The following is a 25,250-nucleotide window of genomic DNA, read 5'->3' on the forward strand; positions in this document are numbered from 1 at the left end:
ACCATGCGCATCCTCGTCACCGGCGGGGCCGGCTTCATCGGCTCCCACCTCGTCGACTCCCTTCTGGCGGAGGGGAGTTCGACCCACCGCACCGTCACCGTCCTCGACGCCTTCACCTACGCGGGCAATCCCGCCAACCTTCCCTCGTCCGCTACCGGTCCGTGCCTCGACGTGGTTGAGGGGGACGTCCGCGACGCCCGCCTCGTCGACGCGCTCATGCGCGACCACGACGCCGTGGTGCACCTCGCCGCCGAGTCGCACGTCGACCGGTCGATCGCGGACGGCGGGGAGTTCGCCTCCACCAACCTGCTCGGTACCCAGACGCTGCTGGAGGCCGCCGTCCGCCACGGCGTCGAGCGCTTCGTGCACGTCTCCACCGACGAGGTGTACGGCTCGATACCGCACGGCGCCTGGTCCGAGGACGAGCCGCTCGCGCCCAACTCCCCCTACTCCGCGAGCAAAGCCGGCTCCGACCTCCTCGCGCTCGCCTACCACCGCACCCACGGCCTCGACGTCCGCGTCACCCGTTGCTCCAACAACTACGGGCCGCGCCAGCACCCGGAGAAGCTGATACCGCTCTTCACCACCCGACTTCTGCGCGGCGAGACGGTCCCGCTCTACGGCGACGGCGGCAACGTCCGCGACTGGCTCCACGTCGCCGACCACTGCCGGGCGCTCCGACTCGTCCTGGAGAGCGGCGAACCGGGCCGCGTCTACAACATCGGCGGCGGCACCGAACTCACCAACCGGGAGCTGACCGAGCGGCTCCTCGACGCCTGCGGCGCCGACCGGGACCTCGTGACGCCCGTCCCCGACCGCAAGGGCCACGACCGGCGCTACCGCGTCGACTGGACCCGCATCCACGAAGAGCTCGGCTACTCGCCGCGGCACCCCTTCGCGGAGGGGCTCGCCGCCACCGTCGCCTGGTACCGCGACAATCCGGGGCGGTGGGCCCGGTGAGTGCCTGGCTGGTCACCGGGGCGCGGGGCATGCTCGGACGCGACGTCGTCGCGGTGCTCGAAGCCGCAGGGGAGCGCGTACTGCCGTGCACACGCGCCGAGTTGGACGTCACGGACGGCGCGGCCGTCGCCGCGGCGCTCGGCACGGCCCGGCCCTCCGTCGTCGTCAACTGCGCCGCGTGGACCGACGTCGACGGCGCCGAGGAGGCCGAGCCGGAGGCACACCGGCACAATGCCGAGGCACCGCGCCTCCTCGCCCGGGCCTGCGCCCGGAACGGCGCGCGGCTCCTGCACCTCTCGACGGACTACGTCTTCCCCGGCACCCACCGCACCCCGTACGCGGAAGATGCACCGCCGGGACCGCGCACCGCGTACGGACGCACCAAACTCGCGGGCGAACAGGCCGTGTTGGCGGAACTGCCGACGGCGGGCGCGGTGGTGCGCACCGCCTGGCTCTACGGCAGGCACGGGCACAACTTCGTCCGCACCATGGCCGGGCGCGCCCTGGCGGGCGGCACCGTCGACGTCGTCGACGACCAGCACGGCCAGCCCACTTGGACGCGCGACGTCGCCCGGCACCTCCTCGCGCTCGGGCGCGCCGACGAGCCGGCGACCGGCGTCCACCACAGCACCTCGGCGGGCCGCACCACCTGGTACGAGTTCGCCCGCGAGGTCTTCCAGCGGTGCGGCGCGGAACCGGCGCGCGTACGGCCCGTCTCCAGCGCGGCGCTCGCACGCGCCGCGCCCCGCCCGGCGTGGAGCGTCCTGGCGCAGAAGCACACACCCGCGCCTCGCCGACCCGCCTCCCGGGACTGGCGGGAGGTGCTCGCCGAGGCGCTCCCCCACATCGTTCCGTCAGGTGCGCAGCACCTCGAAGGAGAGTCGTGAAGGAACCGTTGACGATCGAGGGGGCGTGGCGCCGTACGCCCCGCGTCCACACGGACGAGCGCGGGAGGTTCCACGAACTCTTCCGCCGCGAGGACTCCGTCGAGCCGGGCGAGCGGGTCGAGCGGCTCGAGACGGCGCAGGCGAACTGCTCGGTCTCCCGACGCGGGGCGCTGCGCGGCGTCCACTTCGCCGACGTGCCTCCCGGCCAGGCGAAGCACGTGGCGTGCGTGCAGGGCGCGATCCTCGACGTCGTCGTCGACGTGCGGGTCGGCTCGCCGACGTTCGGCGCGTGGGAGGCCGTCGAACTCAGCGCGGAGAACGGGCGCTCCGTCCACCTCTCCGAGGGCCTGGGCCACGCCTTCCTCGCGCTCAGCGACACCGCCACCGTGGTCTATCTCTGCTCCACCGGGTACGCGCCCGGACGCGAGCACGGCATCCAGCCGCTCGACCCCGGCATCGGCATCGCGTGGCCGCCCGGCATCGAGCCGATCCTCTCCGCGAAGGACCGGGAGGCGCCGACGCTCGCCGAGGCGGCCGAGGCCGGACTCCTCCCCCGCCACGACGCCTGCCTGCGGTACCGCGGCGCCCACCACGGAACGGAGGGCGCCGCGTGACCGCTCTCGCCGCCGACTCGGCTGCGGGCACGGGCAGTTCGGCACGTGCACCGGACTCGGGGTCCGCGCGTGGCGGCGCGGGGCTGGTGCTCGGGGTGGTGCTCCTCTTCGGCTCCGTGGCGCTGAGCCTGTGCGCCGGCGCCGAGGCCGTGCCGCCTGGGACGGTCTGGGACGCGCTGGTGCACGGCACGCGCGGCGAAGAAGCGGCGATCGTGCAGGACATGCGGCTGCCGCGGACCCTCATCGGCGTCGCGGTCGGCGCCGCGCTGGGGCTCGCGGGCGCCGTGATGCAGTCGCTCACCCGGAACCCGCTCGCGGACCCCGGGCTGCTCGGCGTCAACGCGGGCGCCTCCGCCGCCGTCGTCACCGCGATCAGCCTCTTCGGGGTGGAGAGCTTCGGCGGCTACCTGTGGTTCGCCGTCGCCGGCGCGGGGATCGCCTCGGTCGTCGTCAGCGCGCTCGGCGGCAGCGGCGCCGCGACCCCCGTGCGGCTCGCGCTCGCCGGCACCGCGGTGAGCGCGGCGCTCTCCGGGTACATCAACGGCCTCCAACTCCTCGACACGCACGCCCTCGACCGGCTTCGCAACTGGGACGTCGGCAGCCTCGCCGGACGCTCGGGCGACCTGCTCGCACAGGCCGCGCCGCTCCTCGTCGCCGGCGCCTTCCTCGCCTTCGCGCTCGCCCGGCCGCTCAACGTGATGGCGTTCGGGGAAGATTCGGCGCGCGCCCTCGGAACGAACCCCGGGCGCACGCGCGTGCTCTCCGTCGTCTCGGTGACGCTGCTGTGCGGCGGCGCGACGGCCGTCTGCGGGCCGATCGGCTTCGTCGGCCTGATGGTGCCGCACGCGGTGCGGTTCTTCACGGGGCCGCACACGCCGCGGCTCTTCGCGTACTGCGCGCTGTACGCGCCGGTCCTGCTGCTCGTCTCCGACGTTGTGGGCCGCGTCGTCGCGCCGCCCTCGGAGATCCAGGTCGGCATCATCACCGCCCTCCTCGGCGGCCTGCTCTTCATCCACCTGGTACGACGCCGAAAGGTGGCGCAACTGTGAGCCCGACCGGCCCAGGCCGCACCACGCTCGACCCGCCGCGAAGTCCCCCGCGGCACAGCGTCACCCGCGACCACCTGCGCACCCGCGGCGACCGCCTCTCCCTCCGCTTCGAGCTGCGCGCGGTGTACGTCGCCGCGGCGCTCGCGGTGCTCGGGCTCTTCATGGCAGCGGTCGCCATCGGTTCGGGCGAATACCCGCTCAGCCCGGTCGAGGTCGTACGCACCCTGCTCGGGGACGGGCCGCCAGGCGCCGAGTTCGTCGTCACGGGGCTGCGGTTGCCGCGCGCGCTCGACGCGCTCCTCGTCGGCTTCGGCATGGGCGTCGCAGGCGCCGTCTTCCAGTCGCTCTCCCGCAACCCGCTCGGCAGCCCCGACATCATCGGCTTCGGCAGCGGGGCCTCGACGGGTGCGCTGGTGGCGCTGCTCGTCTTCAACTCGGGCCCCGTACCGACGGCGGCAGGTGCCGTCGGCGGCGGCCTGCTCACCGCGGTCGCCGTCTACCTGCTCGCCCGCAGGGGCGGCGCACACGGCTACCGGCTGGTGCTCATCGGCATCGGCGTCACCGCGGTCCTCGACTCCGTCACCTCGTTCCTCTTCGTGCGGGCCGACCTCGGCAAGGCGGCGGAGGCGGCGACGTGGCGCATCGGCAGCCTCGGCGGGCGCGGTTGGAGCGACGCCGCGACGGCCGCCGTCGGCCTGCTCGTCCTGCTGCCCGTGCTGCTCGCCGCGGCCCGGCGCCTCTCGCTCCTGGAGCTCGGCGACGACGCGGCCGCCGCGCTCGGCGTCGGCCCCGAGCGGACGCGGGTACTGCTGCTCGTCACCGGCACCGGACTGACGGCGATGTCGGTCGCGGCCGCGGGACCCGTCCCGTTCGTCGCGCTGGCCGCACCGCAGATCGCGCGGAGACTCACGCGCTCCCCCGGGCCGAACCTGCTGCCGGCCGGGTGGGTCGGCGCACTCCTCGTCGTCTCGTCCGACTGGGCCGCGGGCAAGCTGCCGGGCATCGTCCCGGTCGGCGTCGTCACCGGCTGCGCGGGCGGCGTCTACCTCGCCTGGCTGCTGTGGCGCCAACGGCGAGCGGGGCGGCTGTAGTCGGGCGCGGTCGGCGGCGGGGCGCCTGCGGCCGAGCCGGTCCGGTCCGGTCCGTTCCGTTCCGCGACACCGGGCCTTCGCATCCGCACCGTTCAGCGACGTGGCGCAACCGAACGCGGGAGCCGCGCCGTTCCGCAAACCCGGCTGCGTCGCGACCGTTCGGCGGGCGGACGCGGGGACGGCGAGGCGCACCCGGTGTGCGCTCGCCGCCCCCGCTGCCCGCGGGCCGCCCCAACTCCTCGGGCGGCGTGCCGACTTCGTCCCCCGGCCGGGCAACAGGCGCCGTCCTAGGGCCGCATGACGATCTTCCCCACGTGCCCCCTGCGGGCGAGCTCCTCCTGTGCCTCGGCGGCCTGGTCGAGCGGAAACGTCGCGGCGACGACGGGCTGGACGTCGGCCCGCCGGGCCAGCTCCATGAGGAGGCCGAAGTGCGTGGGCGTGTGCATCGCGGAGCCGATCACCTGCGCGTTGTGGAGGTAGAGACGGCGCACGTCGAAGGCGACCTCGTAGCCGCCGAGCGCGCCGGCGACGACCCACCGGCCGCCCTCGCGGAGCAGCGGCAGTCCGTCGCTCACCAACTCGCCCGCCACGACGTCGAGCGCGACGTCGACGCCCGCGGGCGCGGCGTCGCGGACCTGCTCGGGAACGTCGCGCGCGCGGTCGAGGACCGCGTGAGCGCCTGCCTCGCGCACCGACTCGATCTTCGATCCGCTGCTGATCGCGAGCACCTTCGCGCCGCGCGCGCGGGCGATCTGCACCGCCGCGAGACCGACCCCGCCGGACGCCCCGGAGACCAGTACGGTCTCGCCCTCGCGGAGGCGTCCGCGCTCGATCATGCCGAGTGCCGTGCCGTAGGCGGTCGGCAGCGAGGCGAGCTGCTCGTCCGTGAGCGGGGACTCCGTCGCGTCGTGCACACGGTCGGTGCGCGCGGTGACGTACTCGGCGTAACCGCCGTCGCGTTCGCTTCCCATCAGGCCGACGGGCTGCGCGTCAGGGCCGTCGGAGTCGTAGATCGCCGGGTCGACGACCACGCGGCGGCCGACGAGGCTCTCGTCCGCGTCGGCGCCGACCGCGACGATCCGGCCCGCCACGTCGGCGCCCTGGATGCGCGGGAAGTCGATCGCGCCCCGCCAGCCCGACAGCGCCTTCGGGTCCCCCGGGCGGCCGTAGGCGCCCTGCCGGGTCCACAGGTCCGTGTTGTTCAGCGCCACGGCGCCGACCCTCACCAGCACCTCTCCCGCCTGCGGAACGGGCAGGGGCACTTCCGCCAGTTCGAGCGCCTCCGGTCCGCCGTGCTCCGTGATCCGCACCGCGCGCATCGTCTCGGGCATCGCTGGAACCTCCTCACAGGTATACCGATCTGTTTAGCCACGACCACGATATACCGATCGGTTAAGTCTGCTCAAGGCGGGAGGGGCACCCGTGGCAGGAGTCGTCCCACGGGCGCGGAGTTCCGTGACCGGGGCTTTGAGCGGGACGTCGCGGCGCCGCCCCGCCCCGGAGGCGCCCGCTCCGCCGACCGACGCGGAACAGCCCGGCCCCGTACGGCGTTTACCGTGGGCACGGTTCGGAGCAACGGAGGCATTTCGGCATGCACGGTGAGTACAAGATCCCCGGCGGCAAGCTGGTCGTCGTCGACTTGGAGCGGCGCGACGGCGTCCTGCGGAACGTGCAGGTGGCCGGCGACTTCTTCCTGGAGCCCGACGAGGCGATCACCGCGATCAACCAGTCGCTCGAGGGCGCCTCCGCCGACACGGACCTCACCGGCCTCGCCGCGAGGATCGAGGCGGCCGTCCCCGAGGACACCGTCATGTACGGGATCACGGCCGCGGGCGTCGCCGTCGCGGTCCGCCGCGCCCTCGCCGAGGCGACCGACTGGACCGACTACGACTGGCAGGTCATCCACGAGGCCCCGCAGTCCCCCGCCCTCCACATGGCGCTCGACCAGGTCCTCACCGAGGAGGTCGCCGCGGGCCGCAGGCCGCCGACACTGCGGGTGTGGGAGTGGGCCTCGCCCGCCGTCATCATCGGCAGCTTCCAGTCCCTCCGCAACGAGGTCGACCCCGAGGGCGCCGACCGGCACGGAGTGACCGTCGTCCGCAGGATCTCCGGCGGCGGAGCGATGTTCGTCGAGCGCGACAACACCATCACCTACTCCCTCTCCGTCCCCGCCTCCCTCGTCTCCGGACTCTCCTTCGCCGACTCCTACGCCTACCTGGACGACTGGGTCCTCGCCGCTCTCGGCGACATCGGCGTCCGCGCCTGGTACGTGCCGCTCAACGACATCGCCTCCAAGGACGGCAAGATCGGCGGCGCCGCCCAGAAGCGCATCGCCACCGGCGACGGCGCCGTCCTCCACCACGTGACCATGTCCTACGACATCGACGCCGACAAGATGCTCGACGTCCTCCGCATCGGCAAGGAGAAGCTCTCCGACAAGGGCACCACCAGCGCCAAGAAGCGCGTCGATCCCCTCCGCCGCCAGACCGGCCTCCCCCGCGCCGAGATCATCGACCGCATGATCGCCTCCTTCTCCCAGCGCTACGGCCTCACCGAAGGAGCCGTCACCGCCGAGGAGACGGCCCGCGCCGAGGAGCTGGCACGGACGAAGTTCGGCAGCGAGGAGTGGACGGGGCGGGTGGCGTAGGGAGAGTCGTCCCGGCTGCGGGCGAACGGACCGTCCGACTCCCCCGCACTTGCCGTCAGCGCGGACCCGCTCGGTTCCGGGCCGCGAAAACCGGGACCCGACGCGGCGAGCCGGCAGCGCTCCGACGAGACCCGCCGACATACCCGCGGCCGCCTTCCCCGGCCCGCCCAACTCCCCACTCCGCGCCCCGAATCGCCCCGCAACCGCACCGCATCCCCGTGCGTCCCCTGGGGCGTCGAGGCGCCGCACCCAAGGCGCCCAGGAGGAGCAGGTGGAAGCTTCCGCACACGAAGGGCGGCGCCGTCGTCCCAGCCGTCCCGGTGCCGCCGTGCTCGGGGCCGTCGCGGGGATCGCCGTGACGGTGACGGCCGTCGCGGTGCTGTGGTGGCCGCGGGCGGACGTCGTCCAGGAGAGCCGGGCACCGGCGGACGTGGAGTACGCGGACGGGTCGCGGCACCACCTGGCACTCGTCGAGGAGCGCACGCTCTCCGGGCGGGAGACGTACCGTCTGGTGGTCGGGCGGGATCCGGGGCACGGCTACGGGCACCACGTCGACCTCGGTTCCGGAGTCGCCGCCGAGGGGATCGAGTCGGCCGAGTGGACGGCCGCCGGCGTGCGGGTGCAATTCGGTACGGGACACCGGGTGTTCGTCCCCGCCTCCCTCTTCGTCGGCGGGCGCTGATGCGGTCCGCCGTGCGGGCGCGGCCGTCGTGGAGCCCGGGCGTCCGGCGAAGTGCGGGTGCGCACGGAAGGACGCACCCTGGCCGCTCACGCGCCGTCCGGCTCGCAGGCACCCGAGGTCTCCGACCGGCTGCTCGCACGGCAACCACGCCCTGATGCTCGTCGACAACGGGAGCCAGGCGGGCTTCGCCGTCGCCTCCCGCTCCATGGAGTTCCTCCGGAACGCGGTGCAGGCCTCGCCCGCACCGCGGCGCCCTTCGAGGTGTCGACGGCCGTGCCGGCGCTTCGGCGTCCCGCTCCTCCGGGGCGTGCGCGAGGTCTTCCCCGGCGAGGACGCACGGATCGACCGCACCACCACGAGCCTGGGAGGACGCCCGCGTCCGGCTGCGGTTCCTGGGGCCCGGCGGCGCAGGCTGGTGCGTGGTGCTTGCGCGGTGGAGGAGGGGTACGAGGTGTACGTCGTCTGCCACGCCTGCGGGGCGTGAGCGAGGAGGCGGTGACGCGCACGGTCCTGGCCGGTGTGCAGCCGCTGGGTACCTACGGGCTCGGCGCCGAGTACCGCTACCGGATACTCGACTGGGACCGCGAGCAGCGCAGTTGAGGGCCGGGCGGCGGGCTGCGGCCCGAGAGGCCGGGCCTTAGCCTGAAGTGGCTTCCGGGCTCGCGTGCGGGAGCGCCGGGCCGCGGGCCGGCTGGCCGTCGTCGGCGCAGGGAAGGGAGCTGCCATGGGCGAGGAAGTCGAGGTCGTGGACGTTCCGGACGCCAACCGGTACGAGGCCCGGATCGGCGGCGAGCCGGCCGGGTTCGCGCAGTACGTGCGGTCGCCGACGGTCGTCGCTTTCCTCCACACCGAGGTCGACCCCGCGTACGAGGGCCGCGGCGTCGGGAGCGCGCTGGCGCGGGCGGGGCTCGACGCGGAGCGGGCCGCGGGGCACCAGGTCGTACCGGTCTGCCCGTTCGTCGCGGGCTGGATCCGCAAGCACCCGGAGTACCAGGCGCTCGTCTACGACGAGGAGAGCGCGGTCTCGGACTGAGCCGGCGGCCGGCCTGCCGGGAGGACGCGGCGCCGAGGGTCGCACCAAGCATGCCACCACGGGTCGCGGTGGCATGCCGCGTCGACCTACAAATAACTGTTTGACGGTCACCCCCGCGCCCTCCGACACTTCCGCCATGCCGCCAACTCCCCCTGATCCCCCGCGAGAAGAGCTGCGCGGACTCCGCGTCCTCGCGCACCCGCTCCGTCTCCGGCTGCTCTCGCTCACCACCGCACGCGCGTACAGCGCGGCCGAGGCCGCCCGCGAGCTCGGCGCCTCGCAGGCCAACGTCAGCTACCACCTGCGCCGGCTCCACGAGGCGGGCCTGCTGAGGCTCGACGGCGAGGAGACCGTCCGCGGCGGCCTCGCCAAGCGGTACCGGTACGACGGATCGAGCCGTCTCACCGTCGGGACCGAGGCGGACGAGTACGCAGCCGTCGCCTCCGCACTCGGCGAGGAGTTGCGCCGCCGCTCCCACCGACGCGATCCCCGGCACCCGGGCTCGCTCACCGACGCGGAGGTCTGGCTGCCGAAGGCGACGTGGGAGCGGGTCCGCGAACTCGCCGAGGAGATCGGCGAGTTGGTGCACGAGGAGGCCGTCCCCGCCGACAGCCCGGGCGCCGTCCCCACCAGCGCGACGCTGCTGCTCTTTTGCATGGCCGACGGACGGGGAGACGAGGAGTGAGAAGCCGCCGGATCCGTACGCAGCGGCAGGGCCCGCTCCTGAAGGCCCTGCGCCGACGCAATCTGCGGAACCTCACCGCCGGGCGCACGCTGACGCACTGCGCCAACGCGATGGCGCCCATCGCCCTCGCCTTCGCCGTCCTCGACCTGACGGGCTCGGCCGTCCACGTGGGGCTGGTCGTCGCCGCGCGCTCCCTCACCAACGTCGCGCTCGTCCTGCTCGGCGGGATGCTCGCCGACCGGCTGCCGAAGAGCGTGATCCTCCAGGGCTCCAGCCTCGCGGCGGCGGCCGCCCAAGCCGCCGTCGCCGCACTCCTGTTGACCGGAAGCGGCGGGCTGCCGGCGCTCGTGGCGCTGAGCACCGTCAACGGGGCCGTCGCCGCGCTCTCGCTCCCGGCCGCTGTCGCGCTCACCCCGTACACGGTCCCCGCCGGGGAGCTGCGCGCCGCCAACGCCGTGGCGCGGATGGGCGTGCAGGGCGGGATGATCGCCGGTGCCTCGCTCGGCGGGGCGGTGACGGCGACCTTCTCGCCCGCGTGGGGCTTCGCCGTCAACGCGATGCTCTTCGCGGGGGCCGCGGTCGCCTACCACGGGGTGCGCATCCCGCAGCCGCCCCGGGAGGGTTCGCGTCCGCTCCACGAACTCCACGAGGGCTGGCGGGAGTTCACGGCACGGCGGTGGGTGTGGCTCGTCGTGCTCCAGTTCTTCGTCGTCAACGCCGTGACGGCGGGCGGCGTTCACGTGCTCGGCCCGACGATCGCCGACGACACCTTCGGGCGCACCCTCTGGGGGCTCGTACTCGCCGTGCAGATGGCGGGTGCGCTCGTCGGCGGGTTCTTCGCGGCGCGCTCCCGCGTGCGGCACGCCCTGCGGCTCGGCGTCGCCGTCGTGGTCTTCGACGCGCTGCCGCTGCTGGCGCTCGCCGAGACGGCGCCGCTCGCGCTGCTGGTGGCGGCGATGTTCGTGAACGGCGTGGCGATGGAGCAGTTCGGCGTCGCGTGGGAGGTGTCACTCCAGGAGAACATCCCGACGGACCGGCTCGCCCGCGTCTACTCCTACGACGTCCTCGGCTCCCTGCTCGCCCTCCCGCTCGGCGAGGTCGCCGCCGGCTGGCTCGCCGAACAGCACGGCACACGCCTCACGTTGCTCGGCGGCACCGCGCTGCTCGTCGCCGCGACGGGGCTCGTCCTCTGCAGCCGCCAGGTGCGCGGGCTCACCGTCCGCGCAGGAGCGGGCGACGTCGGGGACGCCGCCGTGGAGGAGAGACCCGGCGCGGCGACGTAGGGCGCTCACTGGGTGGCCGCCCACCGGTCGCGCGCCGGCACAGCGCGCCGCCCGCCGCCGGCGCGGCCGCGGCGGCTCTCCAGGGGGCGGTGGCTGGTTCCGCAATCCGCCGACGGGCGCCGACCGGTCTCCGCCGCACCCCGTTCGGCCGGGGCCGCCGCACCGCCCCACCCCCGTAGGAGCGGCGCAACGTCTGTCCCCGGAGCCGCGCGCGACGCCCTACGGGACTCCCTCGGCGAGCCGCTCCCCTTCGCCCCGCCCCGCGCGCAGCAGCACCTCGGTGAGCGTCTCGGGCGCCGAGACCATGGGGAAGTGCGCGGTGTCCAGGTCGAAGAAGGCCGAGGTGGGTCGTGCGAGGGCGGCGAACCGCGGGTCGCCGGTGGCGGCGAGCTCGGCCGCCACCGCCGTACTCGTGCCGTTGCGGGTGCAGAAGACGCCGGTGAGCGGGATCTCGGCCGCGGCGCCTTTCAGGTGCAGGCGGCTGGTGAAGGTGCCGAGCGGCTGGGGCGCCGCTCGCCCTACCATCCACGCGAGTTGGGCCTCGTCGAGGTCGGAGGTGGCGGTGCCCCGCCACCGCTCGGCGGTCGGCGCCGGAATCCGCCAACCCTCCTCGGCCTCGACGGTGTGCTGCCGCATCACGGCCTGACGCGGAGAGTCGGGCTCCCTCTCGTCGAGCAGCTCCAGGACGGAGTAGCCGTCGAGCGGGAACGCGGCGTCGAGGTAGACCACCCGCTCGACGCGGGCGCCGCGCCGATCGGCCGCGCCGACCGCGGGGAAGATGCCGTAGCAGTGCCCGACGAGGACGACGCGTTCCCCTTCGAGGTGGTCGAGGATCTGCACCAGGTCCTCGACGTGCGTCTCCAAGTCCACGGCGGGGCCCGCGAGATGGCGCCGGTCCCCCATGCCGGTGAAGGTCACCGGGTGCGCTCGGGCCCCGGCGGCGCGCAGCCGGTCGGCGACCTCCTCCCACACCCAACCGCCCAGGTAGCCGCCGGGGGCGAGGACGAACGTCGGCTCAGTGGTCATGCGACCTCCCGTGGTCGTCGTGCGGGCCGTCCTGTCCGGCCGCCTGCTCAGTACGCTAGGAACTCCAGCGACGGGAGGTTCAACCCTTGCTCCGCGACGAGACGTTGAGCATCGGCGAGCTCGCAGCACGCACCGGCGCCACGGTCAAGACCGTCCGCTACTACTCGGACCGCGGGCTGCTCCCCGAGACGGTCCGCAGCACAGGCGGGCACCGCAGGTACGCACCGGAAGCGGTGGAGCGGCTGCGCCGGGTCCGCTCGCTGCGCGCACTCGGCCTCTCCCTGCCGGAGGTCTCCCGCCTGCTGGCGCACCCCGAGGAAGATTTCGACGGAGCCCTGGAGGGCGCCGCGGCACGGAAGTTGGGCGACCTCGGCACGGAACTCACCGCGCTCCGCTGGCGGGAAGCGGCGCTCCGCCTCCTCCACGAGAGCCCGCCTGAGCTGCGCGCCGAGCGCCTGCTGCTCGTCGGCGGGTTGGAGGTACCGCCCGACACGACGGACCTGGCGCGCTTCTGGCGGAGGCTGCTCCCGCCGGGCATCCCGCGCCGCCTGCTCGACGTCGTCGTGGAGGCCGCGGTGGTACGCCCGCCCGCAGACCCGACTCCCCAACACGTCCTCGACCAGGCAGAGTTGCACACCCTCGCCACCAGGGGCCGGCTCAGCGTCGACCTCTGCGTCCCGTTCTCGGCGACGCATCCCCACTACCGCACCGACGCGCTCTACGAGGGCCTCGCCGAGGCGGTGCCGCTCACGTCGGCACACCTGCGCGCCGGGCGCCCGCCGCACGAGGGGGACGCCCTCGACTGCTTCGTCGCCGCCCACGCCCGCGCCCGCGGTGCCCGCGACACCCTGGCGTTCCGCCGCGACCTCAGCCGCCACCTGGCACGGACGGCCGACCCGGTGATCGAGCGCTACTGGCAGCTCGCCAGCCGCCTGGCACCCGCCGACGAGCCCACCCCCGGAGCCGTCGACGACTGGCACCGGGCCGCTCTCGACGGCCAGTTGGCGCGTACGGACGCCTGAACCCACGGCACCGGCGAGCAGGCGGGGCCGCACCCGTCGAAGGTGCGGCCCCTGACCGGGCTACTGCTCCGGCCAGCCGCCGTACGGGACGGTGAGCAGCTCCATCTGGTGCCCGTTCGGGTCCAGGAAGTACACGCCGCTGCCGCCGTCGTTGTGGTTGACCGTCCCCGGATGCTTCTGATGGGGATCGGCCCAGTGCGCGAGGCCGCGTCGGGAGATCTTGGCGTAGGCCGCTTCGAACTCGTCCTCGGACACGAGGAAGGCATAGTGCTGCGGTGTGATGTGCTGCTCGGGGATGCTGGCGAAGTCCAGGGTGACGCCGTTGCCCAGCTCCACCGGGACGAACGGGCCCCATTCCGGGCCGACTTCGAGTTCCAGCAGCTCCGCGAAGAATTCAGCGGATTCCCGGTTGTTCCGTGAGTGGACGATCGTGTGGTTCAACTCGACTGCCAAAAGAATGCCTCCATAGGCATCTCCCGACACCTCCATGCCTCACCCTGCCGGTGACCGACACGCGATGCCGCGGCAGCACGGTACGACACCCGGACGGCCGATGTCCCCCGTTTCCGTCCTCTTCCGGAAGAACAACCGCACGACCGCGGCACCGTCGGGGGTCACCGCGCGGCAAGCGAAAGCCCGTCGCACCGTGGTGAATCCTCCGACGGCCGCATGTGACACATCGTGCCGGAGCGATCCTTTGACAGGCCGCTCCCGACGGGTCGTACGGTGGCCCGCGGGTAGACCAGGGCGCGCCCGCTACCGGTGAAAAGGCATCTCGACCTCGGAGTCGACCGAAGCCGCATACACGTACCTGGTGAGGTGACGCTCTTCATGGCTGACACGGCCTCCGCGACACAGCCGTCCGGCCACCACGGCAAAGCCGTCGGTATCTCGATCGCCGCGGCGGTCGGCGGGTTCCTCTTCGGCTTCGACTCCTCCGTGATCAACGGCGCCGTCGACTCCCTCAGCGGGCACTTCCAGCTCGGCGACTTCCTCTCGGGGTTCGTCGTCTCGATCGCGCTCCTCGGCTGCGCGGTGGGCGCCTGGTACGCGGGCCGCCTCGCCGACGGGTGGGGCCGCCGCAACGTGATGCTGCTGAGCGCGGCGATGTTCGTCATCAGCTCGACCGGGTCCGCGTTCGCCTTCTCCGTGCCCGACCTGCTGCTCTGGCGCGTCATCGGCGGCCTCGGCATCGGCATCGCCTCCGTCATCGCGCCCGCCTACATCTCCGAGGTTGCGCCCGCCTCGGGCCGCGGTGCGCTCGGCTCCCTCCAGCAGTTGGCCATCACCATCGGGCAGCTCGTCGTCCTCAGCTCGAACAAGAGCCTGGCGGGGGCCGCCGGCGGCGCCTCGCAGGACCTGTGGTTCGGCATGCCGGCCTGGCGCTGGATGTTCCTCGTCGGAGTGCTCCCCGCCGGCGTCTACGCGGTGCTGGCGCTGCTCATCCCCGAGTCGCCGCGCTACCTCGTGCTGGCGGGCAAGGACGAGAAGGCCGCGGAGGTCCTCGGCAGGGTGACGGGTGTCGCCGAACCGCAGTCCAAGGTGCGGGAGATCCGCGAGACCCTCCGCAAGGAGCACAAGAGCAGCTTCAGCGATCTCCGAGGCCCCCGCTTCGGACTGCATCCGCTGGTCTGGGTCGGTATCGCCATGGCCGCGTTCCAGCAGCTCGTCGGCATCAACGCGATCTTCTACTACTCGACGACGCTGTGGCAGTCGGTCGGCTTCAGCGAGTCCGACTCCTTCACGACCTCCGTCATCACCGCCGGCGTCAACGTCGTCATGACGGTCGTCTCGATGCTCTTCGTCGACCGCGTGGGCCGCCGCAGGCTGCTGTCGATCGGCTCGGTCGGCATGTTCGTCGCGCTCGCCGTTACCGCCGTCGCCTTCTCGCAGCAGCGGGGCAGCGGCGAGGACATCTCCCTGCCCGACCCCTACGGCCCCGTGGCCCTCGTCGGGGCCAACGCGTTCGTGGTCTTCTTCGCGCTCTCCTGGGGCCCGATCATGTGGATCATGCTGGCGGAGATGTTCCCCAACCGGATGCGGGCCATGGCGCTGGCGATCGGCACCGCCGCCAACTGGATCTTCAACTTCCTCGTCACCTTCTCCTTCGAGCCGATGACGGAGCGGGTCGGCCTCTCCTGGCTGTACGGGGCGTTCGCGTTCTTCGCCGCGGCCTCCTTCGTCTTCGTCCGCAGCAAGGTCCCGGAGACCAAGCAGCGGGAGCTGGAGTCGATGACCGGGGAGACGCACCAGCGGAAGGGCGGCTGACGCCGGTGGACCGCGTGTTCCTGGTCGCCGCGTGCCGGCGCACCGACCTGACGCTGCGACAACTCGCCCCGCAGTGCGGTATATCGACCGCATCGTCACCTGAAGCCTTCGGGGCGGGTGTGCCCGGCGGACAAGGAGCTGGAACGGTCGCGTCGGGCGAACCGGCTCCGTATTCACGGAGCGATGGAGCAGTCGCGCCGCTGTACGGAGACGGACCCGGACAGACCATGATTTTCACGCTGCCGGAATCCGGGACAAGCTTGAGAATGTGCTCTCACTTTTGCCGGGCTGCCGTATGCGCTGGCAAACTGGAAGGCATGACTACGGTTTCCGCATATGCAGCATTGAGCCCCAAGGCTCCACTGGAACGCACCACCATTGAGCGCCGAACTGTGGGCGAGTCCGATGTTCTGATAGCCATCGAGTACTCGGGCATCTGCCACTCCGACATCCACCAGGCCCGCAACGGCTGGGGCGAGGGCATCTTCCCGATGGTGCCCGGCCACGAGATCGCCGGTGTTGTCGAGGAGGTGGGCGCAGGTGTGACCAAGTTCAAGGTCGGCGACCGGGTCGGCGTCGGCTGCATGGTCGACTCCTGCCGCGAGTGCGAAGCCTGCCGTACGGGCTTCGAGCAGCACTGCGCGCAGGGCAATGTGCAGACGTACAACGGCGTCGGCCGGGACGGTGAGCCCACCTACGGTGGCTACTCCACCCATGTCGTCGTCGACGAGGCCTTCACCCTCCGCATTCCCGACGGTCTCTCCCTGGACGTGGCCGCCCCGCTGCTGTGCGCGGGCATCACCACATACTCGCCGCTCAAGCACTGGGGCGCCGGGCCGGGCAAGAAGGTCGCCGTCGTCGGACTCGGCGGCCTCGGCCACATGGGCGTGAAGATCGCGCACGCGCTGGGCGCCGAAGTGACCGTCCTGTCCCAGTCGTTGCGCAAGAGGGAGGACGGCCTCAGGCTCGGGGCCGACCACTACTACGCCACCAGTGACGAGCAGACTTTCAAGGATCTCGCCGGTTCCTTCGATCTGATCCTCTCAACGGTCTCCGCTCCCCTGGGCTACGACGCTTACCTCGCCCTCCTCAAGACGAACGGTGTCCTGGCGAATGTCGGCGCCCCTGAGGAGCCGGTTTCCCTCAGTCTGTTCTCCCTCATCGGCGGCAACAAGCAGCTCGCCGGCTCCATGATCGGCGGTATCGCCGAGACGCAGGAGATGCTCGACTTCTGCGCGGAGCACGAGCTGGGTGCGGAGATCGAACTCATCGAGGCCGGGCAAGTCAACGAGGCCTACGAGCGCGTCACCAACTCCGATGTCCGCTACCGCTTCGTGATCGACACGTCCACGATCTGACGGCACGGGCCGCCGCGCTCTGACGGCCCGGGCACGTCAGCCCTCGGCGAGTGCCTCGGGTTCACGTACATGGCGACCCCACGGGCCTGAATCCGGCAACCGCGGCCGAATCCCCCGGGGTTGAGCGGCGCATCCGGCGCCGCTCAACCCCGAGCTGCGGGAAGCCCCGTCCTCCGGTGGAATTGGCTCGGCGACGCGCTATTCCCGACTCGTTGCTCGTATTCTTCGACGAGCAGATCGCGGGAGGTACCGGATTCCGGCGAACTCAACCTCGGCCTGGGCAGGTAGACCGGTTGGTCTCTGCCTCAGGTGCTCCTCGACCGGGGCTGGGCGAAGATCGAGGTAGCAGGAGGCGCCCGACTGGGCCGTGAATGTGTTTCAACTTGCCGCCTCAGCAGGCAAGTTGGAAGACGCACGTCGGCCGTCGTTGTCGCTGTAAGACGGCATGCCCGCGTCCGGTGCTCGACCATGTGCGCGCGCCCGGTAACACGTAAGTGCCCTGCAACCGCCGACTCGTCGGCAGCCAGGGCACTTTCCACCTTTCACAGGAGCGGCCGGAGTCAACGGCCTATGCGCTGAACCGCCCGTCGGCGACGCCGCGCACGAAGCGCTGCCACGAGAGGGAGGGGAACGCCAGCACGGGGCCCTCCGTGGTCTTGGAGTCCCGGACGGGGACAGCGTTTTCAGACGCCTGGCCTGGAGCCCACTCAACACAGGCGCCACCGTTGTTGCTGTACGAGGACTTGACCCAGCGGATGGATTCGGTCGTCACGGGGTGCCCTTTCTAAGCTGCCTGATCATGGCTACGGACTGCGCCTGTGATGGCGCGTCGGCCTGTAGTTGATGGTAGGCGGTCAGCATCGGCAAGACGAACTTGCCGTCACGTTCGAGATGCCCTCGTTGAGCGGACTCGGCGTACGACATGAGCGAACGGTCCGGCATCGTGAGGATGTAAAGCGGCAGGTCGAACGGTCGACGAGCCCCCATGTCGAACGGGGCGATCTGGAGCACGGTGTTGGGCAGCTCGGCGAACTCAAGCAACCGCTCGAACTGGGCCTCCATGACAGCAGATCCGCCGACGGGGCGGCGGACGCAACCCTCGTCGAGCATGGCGAAGACCAGTGGCGGGGCTGAGCGGGCAAGTGCGGCTTGCCGCTCTGCGACGAGTGCGACTCGCTCGGCGGCCTGGTCCGGCGTGATCGACCCGCGTTTGACTGCGCTCTCGGCAAGAAGAGAGGCGTATTCCGGCGTCTGAAGCAGCCCGGGCATCACGCCCACCTCGTACAGCCGGATCTCCACTGCCCGGCTCTCGTGCCCCACGAACTCCGGAAACCCCTCCAGCAGGCTGCCGTGCCGAATCTTGCGCCACTGGCGCTCGAACGTGTCCGCCGTGCCTTCGAGGCCGAATGCCTTGTCGGCACTGCGCGAAAAGCGCAAGGTAGGAAGCTTCCGAGAAGTTTCGACGGCCGAGATGTGCGTGCTGGAATATCCCATCCGCTCGCCCAACTCCTCCTGCTTCCAGCCTCGCGCCTCGCGCGACCTGCGCAGTCGTGCACCGAACGCGGCCTGTGGGCTGACTTCGGGGTTCAAGTCCTTGCGGTTCAGGGCGGGTCACCAACTTTCCGTGCACGGCTGACAAGTTGAGTAGTGGCTCACCGTGAGCCACGCTGAATCGCCCTGGTAATGGTGTCGCTACAGAGCGGAGCCAGTCATGTGTCAGCTTCCGGTATCCCACCCAAGGGACAAAACCGCGTCGCGTCCGAACACGGACGCGCACACCAGCGGTTTCCGGCAGCAGACACCACTCCATGCTGAGGCGCCGCCATGCCCACCGGGAACAGTCCTCATCCGTCGGACTGAAGAATCCGCATTCCCTCCCCTGCAACGGACTTGATGCAGTAGCGGCTGTCCGGCCTTCACGGACGACCCGTCACGGCAGGCCCGTCGGCACGCAGGTGAGCACACCCCCGCACCCCCTCCCGCCTACAGGGTGATCAAGCATGCCCCGAGCCAGCACGGCCTACCGCTTCCGCAAGTTCGGCATCGCCCGCGACGCCGAACCCGACGCCGAGCCGCACTCGTACGCGCTGGAGTGCGCCGTCTGCGCCGCTACCGGCCCCCGAAGTGACAATCCCGGCACAGCGCACCAGTGGATTCCGGTCCATCTCCGCTCGCATCCCGAGCACTTGACCTACCGCGAACACGTCACCCGCCCCTACCGCGCCGTCCCCGGCGAGTGGCTGTGACCCGGGCCGCGCACGCCCTACGCCGCCGCATCGGCGCGTGGGCGGGCCCGCTCTTCCTCTTCTCCCTTACCGCAGGCATCGGCTTCGTGCTGTGTGCCGCCTGGCTCACCCGGACGGGAGCGTGACATGAAAAACGAGCGACAGCCGGCACCGAAGCCGAAACCACAACCGAAACAACCGAACTGCATCCACCGCAAGTTGACCCCCGACGGCAAGCGCTGCGCCGACTGCAACGCCCAGATCTATCTCTAGGACCCCACCATGCTCCGCACCGGTTGGTACGAAGTCCCAGGCGGCCTGGGCCCGTTCGACGTGCGCCGCGGTGACCGCGTACTCCACGGCGGACGATGGTGCACCGTCGTCGACCTCTACTCCCCCGGCAGCTCGGGCCGCGGCCGCGTCCTCCATCTCGACAACGGCCGCCTCCAACTCCTCAGACCACCCGAACGCATGCGGGTCTTCCGTCGCACGGGGCGCCGCTGAGACTCCGCTCCGGACCCGGTGTCCTCGCCCCGGGTCCGGAGCGGGCCGTCGACGGAACGCTGAGCCTCGGCCCTCCCGAGGCTCAGACGTGCGTGAGACTCACCTGCTGCACAATCGTCCGCAGACGCCTGCGAGTACCGCGTCAACTCCTCCCGGACGGGCAGGCGCACTTCGACGACGCGGAGTCGGCACGGCGTCCCGCCTCACCGCCTCCGCATCCTCCGCCTCACCAGCACGACCGCCCCCGAGAGAACCGCACCCCCGCCGAGTACGTAGCCGACCACGGCGCCCGTTCCCGGCCCCGACTCAGGAACGGCCTTGGCGGGCACACCGAACAGGTCGAAGGCGCGGGTGTTGTTCGCGGTGTCCGGGTCGGCGTGGTCCGCCTTCGTGTCGTCGATCCTGAGGGCGGCCTTCGCCTTTCCGTTCTCCGCGCCTGCGCCCTTGCGCACCTCGAAGTCGAGCGCGGACGTCTCGCCGGGTGCGACTGCCCGCAACGGGCAGGTGTAGGTGAGGCCGCGGTGGCGGCAGACGGGCTCGTACGCGCCCTCGTCGATCGCTTGCATCGGCTGCTTGCGTACCTCGGTCCCCTTCGGCAGCGTGAGGACGAGCGAGACGCGGTCGCCACCCCCTGGATCGCCCGAGCCGTCGTTGCGCAGGCCCACCCGCAGGCGGCGGCCGTCGTCGACGGCGAAGATCTCCGAAACGACCGCGTAGTCCGGGCGGTTGGCGATGCGTACCTTCGTCCAGACGTCCTTCTCCTCGCTGTACTCCTTGCGCCCACCGCTCGCCTTGCCCACCTCCGGGGTGAGCGCGGCGCCGGTGCCGGTATGCGGGGTGCCGGTCGGGGAGGGCTCCGCCGTGGAGCGGGACCTACCGTCGAGGCCCCCGTTGTCGGCACCGGTGCCGAGGAGGGTGACGGTCGCCCGGAACGAGGCGTACATCGCGGTGCGCGAGGCGCGGAGGACGAGCCAGTCCTCGACGCGTGCCTCCTCGCCGGGTTCGATGCGGACCCCGGGGAAGCGGCACGTCACGGTCGTGCCGTTGGAGGGCCAGTAGTCGCACGTCCGGGAACGGCGGATGGGTTCCAGCACCTCCTCCACCGTCGCGGTGACGGCGAAGCCGTCGGCCGGCAGGTCACCGGTGTTGCGGACGCCGAGCGTGACGGCGTGCTGCTTGCCCGAGCCCATGCGGAGGGTGCCGTGCTTGCGCAGGGCGAGGGAGGGGCCGCCGACGTCGACACGGGTCGTCGCCCGGCTCGTCTTGCCCTCCGAGTCGCGGAAGGTGACGTGCAGTCGGCCCGTGTCACCCGGCTTGCTTCCTGGCGCCGCGCGCGGCCGGGCCCCGACCCGGTCGGTCCAACTGTCGTACTTCTCGCCGACGCGGCAGACCACCTTCCGGTCCGACCCGGAGCAGCCGCTACCGAACTGCTTGAGTCGCAGGACGTCGGAGGAGCCCGTGACGTCCATGGTGAGCGTCGACCGTTTCGCCTCACCGCGCAGAGCTCCGGAGTCGTACCTGATGAGGAGGCGCTTCTCGCGGTCGGGGCGCGGCTTTCCGCCGTGCGGCGCGACGCGGAACGCGTCGGGCGCCTCGAGTCCGGGTGCGTCGGAGCCTTCGTCGCCGACGGCGTTGCTCGGCGGAACGAGGCCGGTGCCGAGCAGAGCGAGGACGCCGACGAGCAGAACGCGGACGAGCGGGGAACGCCGCCGGCCGGAAGCGGAGGAACGCGGGCGGGGGACGGCAGCGTGTGCGGAAGCCATCGCTCCAGTCGAACAGCCCACGCACACGCCATGGGCACCGTCGGATGACGGAACGGCTACGGTTCCTGCCATGACCGCGCGGCTCGGGTCGTGCCTGGCCGCCGGACGCCAACTGCCGTACTCGGCCCGCCTCACGCTCACGGCCGCCTTCTGCCGCCGTTCAACTCGCCACGCACGGCGTTGTGTTGGCGGAGTCAGGGCCCCAGCAGGCGTGCGGGCGGTCACGCCGTCCGGTGCTCGGCCACCGATCCGACGGTGCGGAGGTCACCGAAGGCTCCGGGACCCGACACGCACGGAAGGCCAAGCCCGACGAGCCGCTCACCCTCGCATCGCCGGGATCACCTCCGCCCCGTACGCCTCGATCGTCGCGTCCCGCGCGTCGTGCATGGCGTACATCGCGAACTGGTCCACCCCCAGCCCCCGCAGCTCCGCGAGCTGTTCGACCTGGGCCGAGGGCGGGCCGAGGAGGCAGAAGCGGTCCACCACCGCGTCCGGCACGAAGGCGGTGTCGGGGTTCCCTGCACGGCCGTGGTGCGCGTAGTCGTAGCCGCGACGGTTCTCGATGTACGCCGTGAGCGCCTCGGGTACGGCGCCTCCGCTCCGGCCGTAGCGGGCGACGAGGTCGGCGACGTGGTTGCCGACCATGCCGCCGAACCAGCGGCACTCCTCGCGCGCGTGCGCGAGCGCCTCGGGACTGTCGTCGGCGGTGACGTAGGCGGGCGCGGCCACGCAGACGGTGACGTCCTGCGGGTCGCGGCCCGCGTCGGATGCGGCGGTGCGCACCGCGTCGACCATCCAGGCCGTGAGGTAGGGGTCGGCGAGTTGGAGGATGAAGCCGTCGGCCTCGCGGCCGGCGAGGGCGAGCGCCTTCGGCCCGTACGCCGCCATCCAGACGGGCAGGCTGCCGTCCTTCACCCAGGGGAGGCGGACGGGTGTGCCCTCCATGGACACCTCGCGGCCCTCGGCGAGTTCGCGGATCGTGGAGATCGCCTCGCCGAGGCGGGCGAGCGTCGTCGGCCGGCGTCCCGCCACGCGCTGGGCCGAGTCGCCGCGGCCGATGCCGCAGACGGTGCGGTTGCCGTACATCTCGTTGAGGGTGGCGAAGGTCGACGCGGTGATCTCCACGGACCGCGTCACGGGGTTGGTCACCATCGGGCCGACGCGGAGGCGTTCCGTCTCGGCGAGGATGCGGCTGTGGATGACGAAGGGCTCCTGCCAGAGGACTGCCGAGTCGAACGTCCAGCCGTAGTCGAACCCCAGGTCCTCCGCACGCTGCATCAGCGCGACCGTCGCCGAGGCCGGCGGGTCGGTCTGGAGGACGAGCCCGAAGTCCATGTCGTCGCGCAACGTGGTCCCTCAACTTTCCGTCGCTTGGGGGCTGTCGGGGGCGCGGGGCCGGCCGGATGGCCCGCGGTCGGCCCCGCGTGTCAGCCGAGCAGTTGGCAGGTTCCGCGGGGCACGTACTGGCCGTGACCGGCCCGACCGGTGTACTCGCCGCGGTCGAGGACGGTGGTCCCGCGGGAGAGGACCGTCTCGACGCGGCCGGTGATCCGCTTGCCCTCGTACGGCGAGTAGTCGACGTTCATGTGGTGGGTCTCGGCGGAGAGGACCTGCTCCGCGTGCGGGTCGTAGACGACGATGTCCGCGTCGGCGCCCGGCGCGAGCGTGCCCTTCTTCGGGTAGAGGCCAAACATCCGCGCCGGGCTCGCACAGGCGAGGTCGATCCAGCGGCGGCGGGTCAACTTCCCTTCCACGACGGCCTGGTGGAGGAGGTCCATGCGGCTCTCGACACCCGGCATACCGTTGGGGATCTTGCTGAAGTCGCCGCGGCCCAGCTCCTTCTGGCCCGAGAAGCAGAACGGGCAGTGGTCGGTCGAGACGACTTGGAGGTCGTCGGTGCGCAACCCCCGGAAGAGCGCCTCCTGGTGCTCCTTGGGCCGCAGCGGCGTCGAGCAGACGTACTTGGCGCCGCCGAAGTCGGGTTCCGCGAGGTTCTCGACGTCGAGAAAGAGGTACTGCGGGCAGGTCTCGCCGAAGACCGGCAGGTTCTCGTCCCGCGCGGAGGCGAGTTCGGCGAGGGCCTTCTCCGCCGAGACGTGCACGACGTAGAGCGGCGCCCCCGCCACGCGCGCGAGCTGGATCGCCCGGTGGGTGGCCTCGGCCTCCAGCAGCTCGCGCCGCACCTCGCCGTGGACGCGCGGATCGGTGCGGCCCTCGGCGAGCGCCTGCTCCACGAGGACGTCGATGGCGATGCCGTTCTCGGCGTGGACCATCGGCAACCCGCCGTTGTCGGCGGCGCGTTGCATGGCGCGGAGGATTTGGCCGTCGTCGCTGTAGAAGACACCGGGGTACGCCATGAAGAGTTTGAAGGAGGTGACCCCCTCCTCGACGAGGAGGTCGGTCTCGTGCAGGGACTCGGGGGTGACGTCGGAGAGGACCATGTGGAAGCCGTAGTCGACGGCGCAGCGGCCGTCGGCCTTGGCGTGCCACTGGTCGAGGCCCTCGCGGAGGGCCCGGCCCTTGGTCTGGAGGGCGAAGTCGACGATGGTGGTGGTGCCGCCCCAGGCTGCCGCTCTCGTGCCGGTCTCGAAGTCGTCGGAGGCGAAGGTGCCGCCGAACGGCATCTCCATGTGGGTGTGTGCGTCGACTCCGCCCGGGAGTACGTACTTCCCCGTGGCGTCGAGGGTGCGGTCGGCCTGCCAGCCGTCGGCGACGTCGCTGTGCCGGGCGGCGACGGCGGCGATGCGCCCGTCCTCGATGAGGAGGTCGGCGTGGAGCTCGTCGCTCGCGGTGACGAGCAGGCCGCCGCGTACGGCGGTACGGCCCGGGGCTCCGGAGGCGCCGGGTTGCGGGGACGTCATCGGTCGCCTCCTGCTGCGCTCTCTGCGGCGCGGAGGGCCGCGCCGAGGATCGCGGCGCCCTCCTCCGCTTCCTCCGCGGTGAGGCTGAGCGGCGGCGCGACCCGCAGCACGCTGCTGACGGCGTGGCCGTGGCCTCCTCCCTTGCCGACGAGCAGGCCGCCTCTGCGGGCCTCTTCCAGCACCAACGACGCGGCGTCCGGCGCTGGTTGACCGCTGCGCGGGTCGACGAGTTCGACGCCGATCATCAGGCCCCTCCCCCGTACCTGCGAGACGACGCCGAGCCCCTCGGCCTCCGCTTCGAGCCGCTCCTTGAGGAGGGCGCCGACGCGGCGGGCGTTGCTCTGGAGGTCGTTGTCGAGGAGGTGGGCGAGGTTGGCGTTGCCTGCCGCCATCGTGACGGGGCTGCCGCCGAAGGTGGAGATCGAGTTGCCGTCGATCGCGTCCATGACCTCGGCGCGGGCGACGACGCCGCCGATCGACATGCCGTTGCCGATGCCCTTGGCGAAGGTGAGCAGGTCGGGCGGGCCGTTGCCGGCGTGCGCCTCCCAGCCCCAGAAGTGGTCGCCTGTGCGGCCCCACCCCGTCTGCACCTCGTCGGTGATCCACAGGATGCCGTGGCGGTCGAGGACTTCGCGGAAGGCGGCGAAGAGGCCGTCGGGCGGCGCGGTGAACCCGCCGACGCCCTGGACGGGTTCGGCGATGAGCGCGGCGACGCGGCCGCCGGTCTGGGCGAGGACGTCCTCCAGGTCGGCGACGCAGGCGTCGATGTAGGCGGCGTCGTCGAGGTCGGCGTAGGGGCCGCGGTGGCGGACGCTGCCGTGGACGTAGAGGGTGTGCAGCGGGGAGAGGGTCGTCGGGGACCAGGACTGGTTGCCCGTGATGCCGACGGCGGAGAAGGACCGGCCGTGGTAGCTGTTGCGCATCGCGAGCACCTGGTTGGAGCCGCGGTACGCGGTGGCGAGGAGCAGCGCCGTGTCGTTGGCCTCGGTGCCCGAGGTGGTGAAGAAGACGCGTGCGTCGGGGATGCCGGAGAGGTCGGCGATCTGCTCCGCGAGGTCCACCATGGGGCGGTTGAGGTAGAGGGTGGAGGAGTGGAGGAGGCGCTGGGACTGGTCGGTCACCGCCTTGGTGACCTCGGGGAGGGCGTGGGCGGTCATCGTGGTGAGGATGCCGCCGAAGAAGTCGAGGTAGCGGCGGCCCTCCGCGTCCCAGACGTGGCGGCCCTCACCGTGCGAGAGCTCGATCGGCTCGTCGTAGTAGAGGGCGAGCCAGTCGGGGAGGACGGAGCGGTG

General features: G+C 72.0%; 25 protein-coding genes. 16 read left to right on the forward strand and 9 right to left on the reverse strand.

Annotation, left to right across the window (positions count from 1 at the left end; translation table 11 throughout):
• Positions 1-3 precede the first annotated feature (3 nt).
• The 5 genes from rfbB to UWG_RS0115365 are packed head-to-tail and all read left to right on the forward strand — an operon-like array spanning position 4 to position 4,601.
• On the forward strand, positions 4-960 hold the full coding sequence (gene rfbB, locus UWG_RS0115345) for a dTDP-glucose 4,6-dehydratase (RefSeq protein WP_016908106.1): 957 nt from the start codon (positions 4-6) through the stop codon (positions 958-960).
• Positions 957-1,847, forward strand: coding sequence for a dTDP-4-dehydrorhamnose reductase (rfbD, locus tag UWG_RS0115350; protein WP_016908107.1), 891 nt, complete (start codon positions 957-959; stop codon positions 1,845-1,847). The genes rfbB and rfbD overlap by 4 nt, the downstream gene beginning before the upstream one ends.
• Positions 1,844-2,461: a dTDP-4-dehydrorhamnose 3,5-epimerase family protein gene (locus UWG_RS0115355; protein WP_016908108.1), complete on the forward strand. Its 618-nt coding sequence runs from the start codon at positions 1,844-1,846 to the stop codon at positions 2,459-2,461. Before rfbD ends, UWG_RS0115355 begins: the two co-directional genes overlap by 4 nt.
• On the forward strand, positions 2,458-3,510 hold the full coding sequence (locus UWG_RS0115360) for a FecCD family ABC transporter permease (RefSeq protein WP_016908109.1): 1,053 nt from the start codon (positions 2,458-2,460) through the stop codon (positions 3,508-3,510). The genes UWG_RS0115355 and UWG_RS0115360 overlap by 4 nt, the downstream gene beginning before the upstream one ends.
• Positions 3,507-4,601: a FecCD family ABC transporter permease gene (locus UWG_RS0115365; RefSeq protein WP_016908110.1), complete on the forward strand. Its 1,095-nt coding sequence runs from the start codon at positions 3,507-3,509 to the stop codon at positions 4,599-4,601. The genes UWG_RS0115360 and UWG_RS0115365 overlap by 4 nt, the downstream gene beginning before the upstream one ends.
• A gap of 287 nt (positions 4,602-4,888) precedes the next feature.
• On the opposite strand, the gene UWG_RS0115370 is transcribed toward UWG_RS0115365, so the two are convergent.
• A complete protein-coding gene (locus tag UWG_RS0115370) occupies positions 4,889-5,932 on the reverse strand; it encodes a zinc-binding dehydrogenase (RefSeq protein WP_016908111.1) in 1,044 nt (347 codons plus the stop codon).
• Between the two features lie 260 nt (positions 5,933-6,192).
• Here UWG_RS0115370 and UWG_RS0115375 point away from each other — a divergent pair, with 260 nt between their 5' ends.
• The 6 genes from UWG_RS0115375 (at position 6,193) to UWG_RS0115400 (ending at position 10,931) form a co-directional block, all read left to right on the forward strand.
• Complete coding sequence (locus UWG_RS0115375) at positions 6,193-7,248, forward strand: lipoate-protein ligase LplAB (RefSeq protein WP_016908112.1); 1,056 nt, start codon at positions 6,193-6,195, stop codon at positions 7,246-7,248.
• A gap of 271 nt (positions 7,249-7,519) precedes the next feature.
• Positions 7,520-7,930, forward strand: a complete 411-nt coding sequence (locus UWG_RS0115380) for a hypothetical protein (RefSeq protein WP_106429967.1) — start codon at positions 7,520-7,522, stop codon at positions 7,928-7,930.
• Between the two features lie 154 nt (positions 7,931-8,084).
• Entirely contained in the window at positions 8,085-8,414 is a 330-nt protein-coding gene (locus tag UWG_RS31450) for a hypothetical protein (RefSeq protein WP_016908114.1), read from the forward strand.
• A 240-nt stretch (positions 8,415-8,654) separates the two neighbouring features.
• Complete coding sequence (locus UWG_RS0115390; protein WP_016908116.1) at positions 8,655-8,963, forward strand: GNAT family N-acetyltransferase; 309 nt, start codon at positions 8,655-8,657, stop codon at positions 8,961-8,963.
• A gap of 136 nt (positions 8,964-9,099) precedes the next feature.
• Positions 9,100-9,648 carry a helix-turn-helix domain-containing protein gene (locus tag UWG_RS0115395; RefSeq protein WP_050988582.1) on the forward strand — a complete coding sequence of 183 codons (549 nt, stop codon included), beginning with the start codon at positions 9,100-9,102 and terminating at the stop codon, positions 9,646-9,648.
• Complete coding sequence (locus tag UWG_RS0115400; RefSeq protein WP_016908118.1) at positions 9,645-10,931, forward strand: MFS transporter; 1,287 nt, start codon at positions 9,645-9,647, stop codon at positions 10,929-10,931. Before UWG_RS0115395 ends, UWG_RS0115400 begins: the two co-directional genes overlap by 4 nt.
• A gap of 219 nt (positions 10,932-11,150) precedes the next feature.
• Here UWG_RS0115400 and UWG_RS0115405 read toward each other — a convergent pair whose 3' ends face one another.
• Positions 11,151-11,957 carry an alpha/beta fold hydrolase gene (locus UWG_RS0115405; protein WP_016908119.1) on the reverse strand — a complete coding sequence of 269 codons (807 nt, stop codon included), beginning with the start codon at positions 11,955-11,957 and terminating at the stop codon, positions 11,151-11,153.
• Positions 11,958-12,043: 86 nt separating this feature from the next.
• Here UWG_RS0115405 and UWG_RS0115410 point away from each other — a divergent pair, with 86 nt between their 5' ends.
• On the forward strand, positions 12,044-12,979 hold the full coding sequence (locus tag UWG_RS0115410) for a helix-turn-helix domain-containing protein (RefSeq protein WP_016908120.1): 936 nt from the start codon (positions 12,044-12,046) through the stop codon (positions 12,977-12,979).
• Positions 12,980-13,039: 60 nt separating this feature from the next.
• Here UWG_RS0115410 and UWG_RS0115415 read toward each other — a convergent pair whose 3' ends face one another.
• Complete coding sequence (locus UWG_RS0115415; RefSeq protein WP_016908121.1) at positions 13,040-13,432, reverse strand: VOC family protein; 393 nt, start codon at positions 13,430-13,432, stop codon at positions 13,040-13,042.
• Between the two features lie 378 nt (positions 13,433-13,810).
• On the opposite strand from UWG_RS0115415, the gene UWG_RS0115420 reads away from it, so the two are divergent.
• Positions 13,811-15,247, forward strand: a complete 1,437-nt coding sequence (locus UWG_RS0115420; protein WP_029391472.1) for a sugar porter family MFS transporter — start codon at positions 13,811-13,813, stop codon at positions 15,245-15,247.
• A gap of 317 nt (positions 15,248-15,564) precedes the next feature.
• Positions 15,565-16,605 carry an NAD(P)-dependent alcohol dehydrogenase gene (locus UWG_RS0115425; RefSeq protein WP_029391473.1) on the forward strand — a complete coding sequence of 347 codons (1,041 nt, stop codon included), beginning with the start codon at positions 15,565-15,567 and terminating at the stop codon, positions 16,603-16,605.
• Between the two features lie 568 nt (positions 16,606-17,173).
• On the opposite strand, the gene UWG_RS32195 is transcribed toward UWG_RS0115425, so the two are convergent.
• Together UWG_RS32195 and UWG_RS0115430 are read right to left on the reverse strand one after the other, a co-directional pair.
• Positions 17,174-17,377 carry a DUF397 domain-containing protein gene (locus tag UWG_RS32195; RefSeq protein WP_078495662.1) on the reverse strand — a complete coding sequence of 68 codons (204 nt, stop codon included), beginning with the start codon at positions 17,375-17,377 and terminating at the stop codon, positions 17,174-17,176.
• Positions 17,374-18,210, reverse strand: coding sequence for a helix-turn-helix domain-containing protein (locus tag UWG_RS0115430; protein WP_029391474.1), 837 nt, complete (start codon positions 18,208-18,210; stop codon positions 17,374-17,376). Before UWG_RS0115430 ends, UWG_RS32195 begins: the two co-directional genes overlap by 4 nt.
• A gap of 395 nt (positions 18,211-18,605) precedes the next feature.
• Here UWG_RS0115430 and UWG_RS0115435 point away from each other — a divergent pair, with 395 nt between their 5' ends.
• Both UWG_RS0115435 and UWG_RS0115445 read left to right on the forward strand, forming a co-directional pair.
• Complete coding sequence (locus UWG_RS0115435; protein WP_016908125.1) at positions 18,606-18,851, forward strand: DUF7848 domain-containing protein; 246 nt, start codon at positions 18,606-18,608, stop codon at positions 18,849-18,851.
• A gap of 261 nt (positions 18,852-19,112) precedes the next feature.
• Positions 19,113-19,334 (forward strand): hypothetical protein, encoded by a 222-nt coding sequence (locus UWG_RS0115445; protein ID WP_016908127.1) that lies wholly within the window; start codon positions 19,113-19,115, stop codon positions 19,332-19,334.
• A 203-nt stretch (positions 19,335-19,537) separates the two neighbouring features.
• On the opposite strand, the gene UWG_RS0115450 is transcribed toward UWG_RS0115445, so the two are convergent.
• The 4 genes from UWG_RS0115450 to UWG_RS0115465 form a co-directional block, all read right to left on the reverse strand.
• Complete coding sequence (locus UWG_RS0115450; protein ID WP_020372371.1) at positions 19,538-21,097, reverse strand: hypothetical protein; 1,560 nt, start codon at positions 21,095-21,097, stop codon at positions 19,538-19,540.
• Positions 21,098-21,415: 318 nt separating this feature from the next.
• A complete protein-coding gene (locus UWG_RS0115455) occupies positions 21,416-22,432 on the reverse strand; it encodes a TIGR03842 family LLM class F420-dependent oxidoreductase (RefSeq protein WP_016908128.1) in 1,017 nt (338 codons plus the stop codon).
• Positions 22,433-22,524: 92 nt separating this feature from the next.
• Positions 22,525-23,958, reverse strand: coding sequence for a dihydropyrimidinase (hydA, locus tag UWG_RS0115460; RefSeq protein WP_016908129.1), 1,434 nt, complete (start codon positions 23,956-23,958; stop codon positions 22,525-22,527).
• On the reverse strand, positions 23,955-25,250 hold a 1,296-nt coding region (locus UWG_RS0115465; protein ID WP_016908130.1), incomplete at its 5' end, for an aspartate aminotransferase family protein. The genes UWG_RS0115465 and hydA, both read right to left, overlap by 4 nt.

The organism is Streptomyces xiaopingdaonensis (genome assembly GCF_000262345.1).
GTDB classification, from domain to species: domain Bacteria; phylum Actinomycetota; class Actinomycetes; order Streptomycetales; family Streptomycetaceae; genus Streptomyces; species Streptomyces xiaopingdaonensis.

Excerpts from the sequence above, each read along its gene's own strand:
- UWG_RS0115425 (WP_029391473.1), top strand. The coding sequence starts at position 15,565 with ATGACTACGGTTTCCGCATATGCAGCATTGAGCCCCAAGGCTCCACTG.
- UWG_RS0115375 (WP_016908112.1), top strand. The coding sequence starts at position 6,193 with ATGCACGGTGAGTACAAGATCCCCGGCGGCAAGCTGGTCGTCGTCGAC.
- UWG_RS0115370 (WP_016908111.1), bottom strand. The coding sequence starts at position 5,932 with ATGCCCGAGACGATGCGCGCGGTGCGGATCACGGAGCACGGCGGACCG.
- rfbB (WP_016908106.1), top strand. The coding sequence starts at position 4 with ATGCGCATCCTCGTCACCGGCGGGGCCGGCTTCATCGGCTCCCACCTC.
- hydA (WP_016908129.1), bottom strand. The coding sequence starts at position 23,958 with ATGACGTCCCCGCAACCCGGCGCCTCCGGAGCCCCGGGCCGTACCGCC.
- UWG_RS0115445 (WP_016908127.1), top strand. The coding sequence starts at position 19,113 with ATGCTCCGCACCGGTTGGTACGAAGTCCCAGGCGGCCTGGGCCCGTTC.
- UWG_RS0115405 (WP_016908119.1), bottom strand. The coding sequence starts at position 11,957 with ATGACCACTGAGCCGACGTTCGTCCTCGCCCCCGGCGGCTACCTGGGC.
- UWG_RS0115420 (WP_029391472.1), top strand. The coding sequence starts at position 13,811 with ATGGCTGACACGGCCTCCGCGACACAGCCGTCCGGCCACCACGGCAAA.
- UWG_RS31450 (WP_016908114.1), top strand. The coding sequence starts at position 8,085 with ATGCTCGTCGACAACGGGAGCCAGGCGGGCTTCGCCGTCGCCTCCCGC.
- UWG_RS0115395 (WP_050988582.1), top strand. The coding sequence starts at position 9,100 with ATGCCGCCAACTCCCCCTGATCCCCCGCGAGAAGAGCTGCGCGGACTC.
- UWG_RS0115390 (WP_016908116.1), top strand. The coding sequence starts at position 8,655 with ATGGGCGAGGAAGTCGAGGTCGTGGACGTTCCGGACGCCAACCGGTAC.
- UWG_RS0115455 (WP_016908128.1), bottom strand. The coding sequence starts at position 22,432 with ATGGACTTCGGGCTCGTCCTCCAGACCGACCCGCCGGCCTCGGCGACG.
- UWG_RS0115435 (WP_016908125.1), top strand. The coding sequence starts at position 18,606 with ATGCCCCGAGCCAGCACGGCCTACCGCTTCCGCAAGTTCGGCATCGCC.
- UWG_RS0115450 (WP_020372371.1), bottom strand. The coding sequence starts at position 21,097 with ATGGCTTCCGCACACGCTGCCGTCCCCCGCCCGCGTTCCTCCGCTTCC.